The sequence below is a fragment of the Brevibacillus sp. HB1.1 genome (assembly GCF_013332445.1).
GTDB lineage: Bacteria > Bacillota > Bacilli > Brevibacillales > Brevibacillaceae > Brevibacillus > Brevibacillus porteri.
The window spans coordinates 248,074-260,175 of record NZ_JABMIV010000010.1; the positions used below are offsets into that span (position 1 = coordinate 248,074).

Consider the following 12,102-nt stretch of genomic DNA (forward strand, 5'->3'; position numbering starts at 1 on the left):
GTGGGACAGGGCAGTTGTCCAGCGCATAGGCTGCTTGGCATTTATCGGCAAGGATTATTTCATGCTTTTTTGGTATTCATCAAACTGAGAGGTTACTTCATTCGAAGGCTTGCTGGTCAAATGACTGACAACTACGATGGCGAGCAGGCTAATGGCAAAGCCGGGAACCATCTCATAAAGGAAGTCCTTCAGCACATCAAAACGAGTCCAGATGATAACGGTAAGCGCGCCTGCGACCATACCCGCGAGAGCACCCCATTTGTTCATTCGCTTCCAATAGAGGGAGAGCAGAATGACAGGCCCAAATGAAGCGCCGAATCCGGCCCACGCATATCCGACGAGATCGAGGATCGTATCATTTTTATTCAAGGCGAGTAAAAAGGCGACGACAGATACGAGCAAGACGGACAGGCGGCCAATCGTGACCAGCTCTTTGTCAGTGGCAGAACGCTTGAAAAAGGTTTTGTAAATATCCTCGGTCAAGGAGCTGGACGTGACGAGCAGCTGAGAGGAAATTGTACTCATGATCGCTGCCAAAATCGCCGCCAGCAAAAAGCCGGTAATGAGTGGATGGAACAGGATCGTACCCAGCTGGATGAAGATCGTCTCAGGATCGCTCAACGTCCAGCCTTGCTTGGAGTACAGGGCGATACCAACCAGACCTGTCAGCATGGCGCCAGCGACGGAGAAAATCATCCAGCCCATACCGATGCTGCGAGCTTTTTTGATCTCACTCGTGGACGTGATCGCCATAAAGCGAACGATAATGTGCGGTTGTCCGAAATAGCCGAGTCCCCATGCAAACAGGGAAATGATGCCGAGCAGGCTCGTCCCTTTAAAAATATCGAGCAAAGAGGGATCGACAGCGTGGATCTCCGTAAATGTTTCTCCCAATCCGCCTGCGGTAAGAACGGTCATAAGCGGAACGAGAATGAGTGCGATGACCATAATGAGTCCTTGTACAGCGTCCGTCCAGCTTACAGCGAGGAAGCCGCCAAACAATGTGTAAGCAATGGTGACCAAGCCGACAATCCATAGCCCGGTTTGATAACTCAGGTGGAAGGTGTTTTCAAACAACACGCCTCCAGAAACGAGACCAGATGAGACGTAAAAAGTAAAAAAGATCATAATAACAAGAGCCGAGACAAGACGAAGCATCCGAGACGCATCTCCGAAACGATTTTCCAAAAAAGCAGGAATCGTAATCGAGTTGTTGGCAACCTCCGTATACGAACGAAGGCGTGGAGCGACGTACAGCCAGTTGGCATAAGCGCCGAGAGTCAGACCGATCGCGATCCATGATGCGCTAAGACCTTGGGCAAACATGGCACCTGGCAACCCCATCATCAACCAGCCACTCATGTCGGATGCACCCGCGCTGAGAGCGGTTACAGTTGGACCTAGCGATCGACCACCAAGCATATAGTCAGTCAGATTGGAGGTACGTTTGTAGGCATAATAGCCGATTAACAGCATACCTGCCATGTACACAATTATAGATGCGAGCAGCATATTCATTGGCATCACCTCGTTGTGTTTAGTATTTATGAATTTTATATGAACATCTTACACGTTATCATGCCCAATTATAAAAATCTATAAGGAAACACAGAAAATTATGTAGAGCCTCAATAAAAAGTTTTTTAATAACACGAAAAAGCCCGCGAAGATTGATCGCAGGCTTTTCTTGAAATGTTTTCCAAATTACTGTACTTGAACCTGACCGTTTCCGTCGAGTGTTACTTTGAATTCCTTTACGACAGTAGGCTCCGCACCCTGATTGTTCAAATCGTGCTTAAGCACTTTGAAAGTACCATCGGCAGAGAGCGTGCCTGTATATTCAACACCAAACATGTCAGATTTGTAAAAGCTGAAGTTCGCTAGCTCGGTCTTTTGCAATTCTTCCACGAGCAACTGTCCATCTCCGCTGAACATGGCATTACGCAATGCCTCAGAGGATTCGTATTTTTGCTGGAGGTATGTTTGTAGTTGTTTGGCGACTTCAGACTCAGCCAGTTGCTTGCCGGCTTCGAGAACTTGTTGTCCCGCTTCGACAGCCTGTTTGCCTGTCTCAATCGCTTGCTGTCCTGTTTCTACTGCTTGCTGGGCGGTTTGTACCCCTTCAGATATTTCGGAGCAGGCAGTGAGCAGCAGCGCGCATGCAACAATCAAAACTTTTTTCATGTGGTTCACTCCTTTCTGGCGTGACGATTCTTACTTTATTTATTTTACCGTATATCCACTGACTTCGCATCCGCATATGATGAGGTAAGCGTAAGAGCTGCATTGATTACAGGGAGGAAACACAATGATTCAAGGGAAAGTAAAATGGTTCAGCAAAGAAAAGGGCTATGGGTTTATTGAGCGCGATGGAGGACCTGATGTATTCGTACACTATTCTGCGATTACGGGGCAAGGTTACCGGAATTTGGAGGAAGGCGAGCAGGTGATTTTTGAGATTGTGAATGGACAGCGGGGGTTACAAGCAGCCAATGTAGCGAGGAAAGTCGTGTAAAAGAGGTATCATCTTCTAAACACACATGACGAAGGACTTCCTTCGATTCAAAAACGCCGTCATACCTGTACAAGGCAGACGGCGTCTTATTTATGTCATGTTGCGTTCGGGATTGATCAAAGGTTGTTGTAGAGAAAGACTGACAATGCAATGACCAGAGCGATCGTAATGATGCCGTAAATGATCAACAAATTGCGGGAGCGTTGTTTAAAGCCCCGTACTTTGGATTCGGATGGGTTAATTCCGATTTTAATCGTAACGACCAGACCTATAAGAACAAGTACAATAATAGCAATAATGAAAGGCAAAATACTCATAACAGCCAGTCCTTTCTGTATGGCACAGTCATCCTGCTGGATATACACGAGGATGCATACGGTAGCCTACTTCGATCATATACCGACCGTACAAAAATGTTGCCATCCACTTGGGGATTATTTTGCCCATCCACTTGCCATGAATGCATCCGCTAAGCGCGAAACTGCCTCAGGGATCTGATCTGTGGTAGCTCTGCCAAAGGTGAAGCGAACATATCCTTGCTCTGCCCCGAAAAGATGTCCCGGAACGAAGACAACTCCCCGTTTGACTGATTCTGTGAGGAGAGTTTCGCCGCTCCATTCCCCTTTGAATTTACACCACAAGTGAATGCCTCCTTCTGAACCGACCATTTCTACTTGGTCACCGAACTTGTCTTGAAGCGAGGAGACAAGCTGATCGTGCCGCAAGGATAGCTCTGTTCGCAGAAGATCGATGTGACTCACAAACTGAGGGGATCCGAGAAAGCGATTCGCGAGCCATTGCGGAAAAATGCTGTGCCCAAAATCAAACTGCTGTTTCGCATCTGCCAGTCTTTCCATGACAGTAGGCGGCCCTACGATCCAGCCGATCCGCAGACCTGAGGCTACAATTTTGGTCAAAGAGCTGATGTAGAGTACTGTTCCGTGTTGATCCAGCGATTTTAAGGTTGGGACGGGCTCTCTTGAAAAACTGGTCAAGCTATATGGATCATCCTCGATGATCGGAATCCCGTTTTCATAGGAGAACGCGAGCAATTCATGGCGACGCTCTAATGAAAGCAGTGTCCCTGTCGGATTTTGATAATTCGGATTGAGAAAAACCATTTTGATGCGGTGCTGGCGGTGCAGCTGTGCCAAGTGCTTTGGATCGATTCCGTCCCGGTCGATAGGCAGTGAGAACGTACGCAAGCCAGCGGAATGAAAAAGCGGCAAGGAATAACAGTAAGACGGCTCCTCAATGGCTACCGCATCTCCTGGCTTTAACAAGCATTGAACGACGAGGTGAAGAGCCTGCTGCGCTCCTGACGTGATCATGATCGAGGTAGCAGGTGCTGCGATGCTTCGCCATGTTTTCATATGGAGACTCAATGTCTCTCGCAAAGCCCAATTGCCCTGCGGATGCTCATAGCCGAGATGAGCGGGGAAGTCATCGGGGGTCATGAGCTGCTGAAGTGTTTGATTGGGGACGAGATCGGTCGAGAGCTCGCCACTCGCCAAATCAATCAACTCATTTTCCTGTGTTTCACGACGGATTTTGCGAATCAATGGTAAATTCGGACGAAACGACCCTGACTCCGTCAGATGACGCCAGTTCGGAACGCGTGTCCGTGCGAGTCCCCAAATATCTTGGCTGACAATGGTACCACTTCCTTGAATGCGCTCGATCATACCTGCTGCTTGCAGCTCATCGTATGCCGCGACGACGGTCGAACGGTTGACATTCAGTTCCTTGGCTAGGGTGCGCTCCGAGGGCAAATAGCTGCCAGGACCGAATTCACCACTGCTGATTCTTTGCTCGATTTGCACTGCTATTTGTTTATATAAGGGCTTTGTAGCCGTAGAAGATATACCATCCATCCCGAATCCCGCTTTCTACATTTATCCATTTATTATATCATGACATTCCGATCTTTCATTTTCGTCTGGGTCAGGTAAAATAGATGAGATGGAAGGAGAGATGGACGATGAAACAATACCTGGATTTGTGCCAGCGCATTTTAGATGAGGGTGTCACAAAAGAGGATCGGACAGGCACCGGAACGACCAGTGTTTTTGGGCATCAGATGCGTTTTGATCTGAGTGAAGGCTTTCCAATGGTCACAACGAAAAAGCTGCATATGAAATCGATCATCCACGAATTGCTCTGGTTTTTATCAGGCGATACCAATGTCCGCTACTTGCAGGAAAACGGCGTGCGGATCTGGAACGAATGGGCCGATGAAAACGGAGATTTGGGCCCGGTATACGGAAGCCAATGGCGTTCCTTTGCGGGACGCGACGGCAAAACAGTGGACCAGATTCAATGGGTCATTGATGAGATCAAACGCAATCCGGACTCTCGCCGCTTGATCGTTAGCGCGTGGAATCCGGCTGAATTGGACAAGATGGCATTGCCGCCTTGTCACCTGTTGTTCCAGTTTTACGTAGCGAATGGCAAGCTATCCTGCCAGCTGTATCAGCGCAGTGGCGATACATTTTTGGGTGTGCCGTTTAATATCGCTTCCTACGCATTGCTGACGCATATGGTGGCGCATGTCACTGGACTTGAAGTGGGCGATTTTGTTCATACGATCGGTGATGCTCATCTGTATCTCAACCATATCGAGCAGGTCAAGCTCCAGCTCACTCGCGAGCCGAAAACACTGCCGAAGCTCGTGCTCAATCCAGAAGTGACTTCGATTTTTGACTTCAAATACGAAGATATTGAAATCGTCGGCTACGAATCCCACCCGCACATCAAAGGCGAGGTGGCCGTATGATCAGCCTGATTGTTGCCTATGCCCGCAATCAAGTCATCGGAAAAGATGGCGACATGCCGTGGCACCTACCTGCTGACTTGAAAAATGTGAAGGAATTAACGACAGGCAAAACGATCGTCATGGGACGCAAAACGTTCGAATCGATCGGCAAGCCGCTGCCTAACCGCAGAAATGTCGTCCTGACACGCAGCCAGGACTTTCACCCTGAAGGTGTAGATGTCGTTCATACGAAGGAAGAAGTGCTCGCACTGGGTGATGTCATCATCTTTGGTGGCTCGGAAATTTATCGTCAGTTCCTCGATGTTGTTGATCGGCTGTACATTACGGAGATCGATTTGGAAACTGAGGGCGATACGTTTTTCCCAGCATGGGATCGGGATGCTTACACCTTGGTGGACAAGCGTGAGGGTATCGTGGATGAGAAGAACGTTCATCCGCATGCGTTTTACGTGTATGAACGAAAAAATAGCTGATAATCGAAAATGCCTCGTTGCTGAGGCATTTTTTTGTTCTTTTTTCACCTCTTCTGCTTGGTTGCTCGTCATGTGAATACTCGACATATGTATGGAACCACAAGCATATAAACGATAGAAAATAGCAGGGACGAACCCAAGGAGGTGATCGGGATGAAGGTAGACTTTCACGTCCATCTGGAGGAAGGGCCGTATTCGCTGGACTGGTTGCTCAAGCAAGCGGAATCATTGCGCCCTCTCGTGGAGCATGCCGAAGTGAAGGGGAGCCGAAAATGGGCTAGTATGCTGACCGATGGGTTGGCTGAGCGCCTTCAACAAGGCCCGTATTCACGGGACTGGCTTGAATTGTATCGATTACGTGCCAAACAGGCGGGGATTCAGCAAGTTTGCGTGGTGGAGCACTTATATCGTTTTCTTGAGTATCGGCCGTACTACGAGCAGCATGTGCACATCGGCTCTGATCGCTTGGGGACGGCACAGCGCAAATGGCTGAGTCAGGTCGCAAATGACTCTCTGGACAGCTTTGTTGTTTTCATGCAAAAAGAGCGGCTTCGTTGGGCGGAGGACGGGATTGACCTGCGTGTCGGGATTGAACTGGATTATTTTTCAGGTGGAGAAGAGACACTGCGGCATGTCATCAATCAATATCCTTGGGATGTGTGCATAGGGGCCGTACATTTTCTGGAAGGCTGGGGCTATTCGATCCAGGATGCACGAGAACGCTTTGGAAGACAGGAACTAATCGGATTGTACAGCCTTTATTTTGATAAGCTGGAGCAGGCGATCGAATCGCAATTATTCGATGTCATTGCCCATATCGATGGCATCAAAGCGTTTGGTGTGCGACCAGATGAAACGGCACTATTGCCGTATTATCAGCGTGTGGCTCGAGCTCTTGGACGCAGGGAGATTGCGACGGAAATCAATACAGGCTACGGTCTGGCGAGTCAGCTCCGGGAATTTTCGCCCAGTTATCGCTTTCTGGAAATTTTGTTCCAGAATGAGGTGCCCATTACCTTGGCGTCTAGCGCTACTGCACCTGAGCAAGTCGGTCAGCAGTTGGACGAGGCTCGAGCGCAGTTGAAACGAGTAGGCTATACGAGCTTTGCGGTTTTTGAGAAGCGAAAACGCAGCATGCTCGCTCTGGATTAGTCAAGCTCCCCATTTGGCCCATGATTCTGCTATGATGAAAGAAGAATGGTGCATCCAGTGGGAGGAATAAAAACCATGGCCTTGCAGGAACAATTAAAAGAGCTGCTCAAAGAGATGGAGCCGCAAATCATTAGCTGGAGGCGTCATCTGCACCAGCATCCCGAGCTTTCCTTTCAAGAAGAAAAGACCCCAGCCCTTATTGCCGAAATATTGAGAGGACTTCATTTTGATGAGGTTCGCACAGGCGTGGGCGGTAGAGGAGTCATCGGCGTTTTGCGCGGAGGTCGCCCAGGAAAGGTTGTCGCGTTGCGTGCGGATTTTGACGCATTGCCGATTCAGGATCAAAAAGAGGTGCCGTATAAATCTACCGTACCTGGCGTTATGCATGCGTGTGGACATGATGCGCACACTTCTCAGCTGTTAGGACTCGCTTCTGTGTTGGCAGCACATCGTGAGCAGTTTGCCGGAGAAATTCGCTTTGTCTTTCAGCATGCGGAAGAGGAAAATCCGGGTGGAGCTACCCAAATGGTTCAGGATGGTGCTGTAGATGGCGTCGATGCGATCTTTGGCGTTCATCTCTGGTCGATGTTCCCTGTGGGCAAGGTGTATATTAGTGCAGGTCCGCTCATGGCGAATACGGACGACTTTTCCATCGAGATCAAAGGAAGAGGGGGACACGGTGCTGTTCCAGAAGAAACCGTCGACTCCATTGTGATCGGTTCACAAATTGTCGGTCATCTCCAAACGATTGCCAGTCGCAACGTCAGCCCATTAGAGAGTGTGGTCGTGACCGTGGGGACGTTCCATGGGGGAGACAGTACGAACATCATCGCAGATAGCTGTCGTTTGACAGGGACTGTCCGCACCTTTTTGCCAGACGTCCGCGATCGTGCGGAGCAGCGCCTGACAGAAATTGCGGAGGGGACAGCTGCTATGATGGGAGGTAGCGCTACGGTTGTCTACGATCGAGGGTATCCAGCCGTCATTAACCATGAAAAAGAAGCGGCGATCGCACAGGAAGCAGCCATTGCTGCATTCGGAGCTGGTCGCGTGGAGTCGATGAAGCCGTTGATGGGTGGCGAGGACTTTTCTTACTACTTGGAAAAGGTGTCCGGCGCTTACTTGTTCGTAGGGGCAGGCAATCCGGAAAAGCTGGCGACATATCCACATCACCATCCCCGCTTTGATATCGACGAGGATGCCATGCTGATCGCAGGCGAGCTCTTGGGACGAACAGCGTTGCACTATTTGGAAACACATCAACAATAAGAAAACTCATGAAAGATGCGCTTTTGCCTACATAGGACAAAGGCGCTTTTTTTGCTTTCAACCATAAGCTATACGAGGCTAGCTAGAAAATTGAACAAGGGAGGGAGTGGCCTTTCGGTGAGAAAACGGATAGGCGTACTGACCTACCGAAGAGAATCAGGCTTTGTCGAGCCCGGCTTTTTACGAAGGCTGGTTGAGGAAGGGAGAGAAATGGGGGCAGAGGTTTTTTTGTTTAGCCCACAAGATGTCCAGTTTGCAGAAAAGCGGATCAACGGTTTTGTACCAGATGGCACGAAGTGGAGACGAGAGTGTTTTGCCTGGCCCGATATCGTCATCGACCGTTATCGCTACTATCCATTGCCCAAGCATCGTGCCTATTTGCCATTTCGCAAGCAAGACTGGTTTCGTTATGCGAATAACCGCTTCTCGAACAAATATGTCGTTCATCAGATTTTGATACAAGATCCTGAGCTACAGCGCTGGCTTCCCGAAACACTCCCCTACGACAGAAAAACGCTTGATGCGATGCTTGCCGATCATCGTCTGGTTTATCTCAAGCCGACAAACGGCACAGGTGGCAGAAGCATACTGCGTGTGGAGAAACGAGCAGGTCGCTATCTTTTGCATGGCAGGACCAAGAAGCAAGCCAAAAGCTGCGAAAAACTGGCGACGCTCACAGAGGTGTGCGAGCGGCTGGAGCATTGGATGAAGAATGAGAAGAGCGGAAACGAGCAGTTTTTTCTTCAACAGGGGCTACGGTTGTCACTGGTTCCCAAGCGAACAGTAGATGCTCGCATGCTTGTGCAAAAGGACGGGAAGGGTCAGTGGTGCTTGACCGGGATGGGCATTCGCGTTGGGCCGTTACAATCGTCCACCTCGAATTTGCATGGGGGAGGAACCGCTTTACCTGCTGTTTCCTTTTTGGTCGAACGATTTGGTCAGGAAATGGCAGAGCGGATTGTGCTGGAATGCAAGGAGCTCGCGATCAAGACTGTCACACGCATTGAAGAGCATTTCGGCCTGATGATGGAGTTTGGCTTTGACCTGGGTATTGATGTTCACGGGAAGGTTTGGATTATCGAAATCAATCCGAAGCCGGGCAGAGAAATTTTCAAGCAGTTGCGTCAGCATAAGCGATATAAGATGGCGGTTCGACGGCCGTTGGAGTATGCGTTGTATCTCGTTAATAAAGAGAAGTCTGAGCGACTGAGGGATCTTCCATAGAGGAAGGTCTCTTTTTTTGGTATTTCCGTTTCTTTTCAGAGGGGGACACGGCATAATAATAAAAAAATGCACAAGAGGTGAAACGCACATGCAAAAGCAATCATTTTCCATCGCACTCGACGAGGAGTTGACACTGCGAGGAGACATTCATACGGAGGAAGCGGCGGGTTCAGCACAGCCGCTACTGCTATTTTGCCATGGCTTTAAAGGCTTCAAGGATTGGGGAAGCTTTCCCTACGTAGCCGATGAGCTCGCCAAGCAAGGCATTACCACGATTCGCTTTAACTTTAGCTGCAATGGCGTAGGGGAGAGCTTGACGGAGTTCGATGAGCTGGAGAAATTCGGGCGCAATACGTATGCGCGTGAACTGGCTGATTTGCAAGCCTTGACGGAACGGATTTTGTCAGGCGAGCTTCCTGTACCTGATTATGTGGACAAAACGAAGCTGTACGTATTGGGACATAGCAAGGGCGGCGGTGATGCGATTTTATTCGGAGCAAATAACCCGCATGTGGCAGGGATTGTGACCTGGAACGGAATCGCCCATGTCGATTTGTTCGACGAGAAGCTGCGCCAACAAATAGAAGAGACAGGCGTTGGATACATAGCGAATGCGCGAACCGGTCAAGATATGCCAATCACGAGAGTCGTGATCGAGGATGTGGACAACAATCGCCAACATTACGATATTTTGGAACGTGTTTCTACGATGGAACAACCACTGTGCATCATCACAGGAGAAAAAGATTATGTCCGTCTGGTAGAGGGTGCAAAAAGAATTCATCAGGCTGCCAAAAACAGCGAGCTGCACTGGATAGAAGGCGGAGATCATACATTTAACACGCGTCATCCGTTTGCAGGAACATCGGCTCCGTTGGAAGCTGCGATCAAACAAACCGTCGCATTTGTCCGCACCCCACGGACATAGAAAAAACCTCTATTTTCCTGCGTTTTCTTTCCATTTGGGCTGTGGTATACTGGGTATCGTCTAACGGTTTGAATGATGTGATTATTCAGAAAAATAACAGAACAGGTGGAGAAGAAACATGAATAGCAAGGTGTATCTGTATGATACGACCCTGCGAGATGGTACGCAGGGAGAAGGGATCAGCCTGTCGGTAGAAGACAAGATAAAGATCGCACTGCGGCTGGATCAGTTTGGTATCGATTTTATTGAAGGCGGTTGGCCAGGCAGCAATCCAAAGGACATGGCTTTTTTTGAGCGTATCCGGGAGATTCCGCTGCAGCACGCAAAGGTAACGGCTTTTGGCAGTACCTGTAGACCGAATGTAGCAGCGGCGGATGATGACAATCTGCAAGCGTTGATCTTAAGCGGGGTAGGCGCGGCGGCGATTTTCGGGAAATCATGGGACTTGCACGTGACGGATGCTCTCAAGACGACATTGGAAGAAAACGTGCGCATGGTCGCTGATTCGGTCGCATTTTTAAAAGAAAACGGACTGACGACTCTCTTTTTGGCAGAGCATTTTTTCGATGGGTACAAGGCGAATCCGCGCTACGCATTGCGGGTGCTGGAAGCGGCAGAAGAAGCTGGAGCTGACTGGATTGTTCTCTGTGATACAAATGGTGGAACACTGCCGCATGAAGTCTATGATATTGTCAAAACGACTGTCGGCCATCTACGGACGCCTGTAGGCATCCATCCGCATAATGACAGCGGAGTGGCAGTTGCCAATACGTTAGCTGCGATTCAAGCGGGCGCACAGCAAGTACAAGGAACCATTAATGGCATCGGTGAGCGCTGTGGGAACGTCAACCTGATCTCCGTGGTTCCGAATTTGCAGCTCAAGCTCGGCTTTCACTGTGTGAGCACTGATCAATTGCAGGAGCTGACACAGCTGTCGCGCTATGTAGCGGAAATTGCCAACATGACGATGCCGAACAACCAACCGTTTGTCGGTTATAGTGCTTTTGCTCACAAGGGTGGTATTCACGTAAGTGCCGTGATGCGCGACCCGAAAACGTACGAGCACATCGAGCCAGAAAACATCGGCAACAAACGTCGCGTACTCGTCTCAGAGCTCGCAGGACAAAGCAATTTGCTCGCCAAAATGGAAGAGCTGGAGATCGATCTGTCGCTGGATCGCGAAAAGGCGAGAGAAATCATTACACACATCAAAGAGCGCGAATTCCAAGGCTATCAATACGAAGGAGCAGAGGCTTCGCTAACGCTGATGCTGCTGGAAGCCTCCGGCAAGCTGAAAAACCTGTTCAAGCTGGACTCATTCAAAATCATGCTGGAAAAGGCAGCCGTCCAATCGATCACGTCGGAGGCGACTGTGAAGCTGCGTGTGAACGGGGAGTCTGTCCATACGGCAGCTGATGGCAATGGTCCGGTGAACGCACTGGACAATGCCATGCGAAAAGCATTGGAAGGCTACTACCCGTGCATTGCAAAAATGCAGCTAGAAGATTACAAGGTGCGTGTCTTGGACGAAAACGGCGCGACTGCCGCAAAAGTACGTGTCCTAATCGAATCCTCGAGCAACGGCGAAAAGTGGAGCACAGTCGGCGTCTCCACCAACGTCATCGAGGCGAGCTGGGAAGCGCTGGCAGACAGTATCCGTTACTTGCTTTGGAAGGAAGGCTGCGAGGAAGTCGGAAGCCTTGCTTCCTCCGGGACGCGCGTAGGAATTGTAAATCATTAATAAAGAGACCAGCCCTGGCATTTG

At 49.6% G+C, this 12,102-nt stretch carries 12 protein-coding genes; 8 read left to right on the top strand and 4 right to left on the bottom strand.

What is annotated here, in order from left to right:
- Positions 1-54 precede the first annotated feature (54 nt).
- Both putP and HPY27_RS23630 read right to left on the bottom strand, forming a co-directional pair.
- Positions 55-1,518, bottom strand: a complete 1,464-nt coding sequence (gene putP, locus HPY27_RS23625; RefSeq protein ID WP_174226110.1) for a sodium/proline symporter PutP — start codon at positions 1,516-1,518, stop codon at positions 55-57.
- A 186-nt stretch (positions 1,519-1,704) separates the two neighbouring features.
- Positions 1,705-2,184 carry an outer membrane protein assembly factor BamD gene (locus tag HPY27_RS23630; protein ID WP_017250677.1) on the bottom strand — a complete coding sequence of 160 codons (480 nt, stop codon included), beginning with the start codon at positions 2,182-2,184 and terminating at the stop codon, positions 1,705-1,707.
- 124 nt (positions 2,185-2,308) lie between these two features.
- Here HPY27_RS23630 and HPY27_RS23635 point away from each other — a divergent pair, with 124 nt between their 5' ends.
- Positions 2,309-2,515, top strand: a complete 207-nt coding sequence (locus HPY27_RS23635; RefSeq protein ID WP_069847928.1) for a cold-shock protein — start codon at positions 2,309-2,311, stop codon at positions 2,513-2,515.
- A 116-nt stretch (positions 2,516-2,631) separates the two neighbouring features.
- On the opposite strand, the gene HPY27_RS23640 is transcribed toward HPY27_RS23635, so the two are convergent.
- Both HPY27_RS23640 and pdxR read right to left on the bottom strand, forming a co-directional pair.
- On the bottom strand, positions 2,632-2,832 hold the full coding sequence (locus tag HPY27_RS23640) for a hypothetical protein (protein WP_007728714.1): 201 nt from the start codon (positions 2,830-2,832) through the stop codon (positions 2,632-2,634).
- A 117-nt stretch (positions 2,833-2,949) separates the two neighbouring features.
- Complete coding sequence (gene pdxR, locus HPY27_RS23645) at positions 2,950-4,389, bottom strand: MocR-like pyridoxine biosynthesis transcription factor PdxR (protein ID WP_174226111.1); 1,440 nt, start codon at positions 4,387-4,389, stop codon at positions 2,950-2,952.
- Between the two features lie 107 nt (positions 4,390-4,496).
- Between pdxR and HPY27_RS23650 the strand changes: the two genes are divergently transcribed.
- The 7 genes from HPY27_RS23650 to cimA all read left to right on the top strand — a co-directional run bounded on the left by HPY27_RS23650 (position 4,497) and on the right by cimA (position 12,078).
- Positions 4,497-5,291 carry a thymidylate synthase gene (locus HPY27_RS23650; protein ID WP_017250674.1) on the top strand — a complete coding sequence of 265 codons (795 nt, stop codon included), beginning with the start codon at positions 4,497-4,499 and terminating at the stop codon, positions 5,289-5,291.
- The gene (locus HPY27_RS23655) at positions 5,288-5,764 is read left to right on the top strand and encodes a dihydrofolate reductase (protein ID WP_174226112.1); all 477 of its coding nucleotides are present in this window, start codon (positions 5,288-5,290) and stop codon (positions 5,762-5,764) included. The genes HPY27_RS23650 and HPY27_RS23655 overlap by 4 nt, the downstream gene beginning before the upstream one ends.
- 153 nt (positions 5,765-5,917) lie before the next feature.
- Complete coding sequence (locus HPY27_RS23660; RefSeq protein WP_017250672.1) at positions 5,918-6,916, top strand: histidinol phosphate phosphatase domain-containing protein; 999 nt, start codon at positions 5,918-5,920, stop codon at positions 6,914-6,916.
- A 75-nt stretch (positions 6,917-6,991) separates the two neighbouring features.
- Entirely contained in the window at positions 6,992-8,185 is a 1,194-nt protein-coding gene (locus HPY27_RS23665; RefSeq protein WP_174226113.1) for a M20 metallopeptidase family protein, read from the top strand.
- A 117-nt stretch (positions 8,186-8,302) separates the two neighbouring features.
- Positions 8,303-9,409: a YheC/YheD family endospore coat-associated protein gene (locus HPY27_RS23670; protein ID WP_174226114.1), complete on the top strand. Its 1,107-nt coding sequence runs from the start codon at positions 8,303-8,305 to the stop codon at positions 9,407-9,409.
- 88 nt (positions 9,410-9,497) lie between these two features.
- Positions 9,498-10,337, top strand: a complete 840-nt coding sequence (locus HPY27_RS23675; RefSeq protein ID WP_173623932.1) for an alpha/beta hydrolase — start codon at positions 9,498-9,500, stop codon at positions 10,335-10,337.
- 118 nt (positions 10,338-10,455) lie between these two features.
- Positions 10,456-12,078 (top strand): citramalate synthase, encoded by a 1,623-nt coding sequence (cimA, locus tag HPY27_RS23680; protein ID WP_173623931.1) that lies wholly within the window; start codon positions 10,456-10,458, stop codon positions 12,076-12,078.
- Positions 12,079-12,102 lie beyond the last annotated feature (24 nt).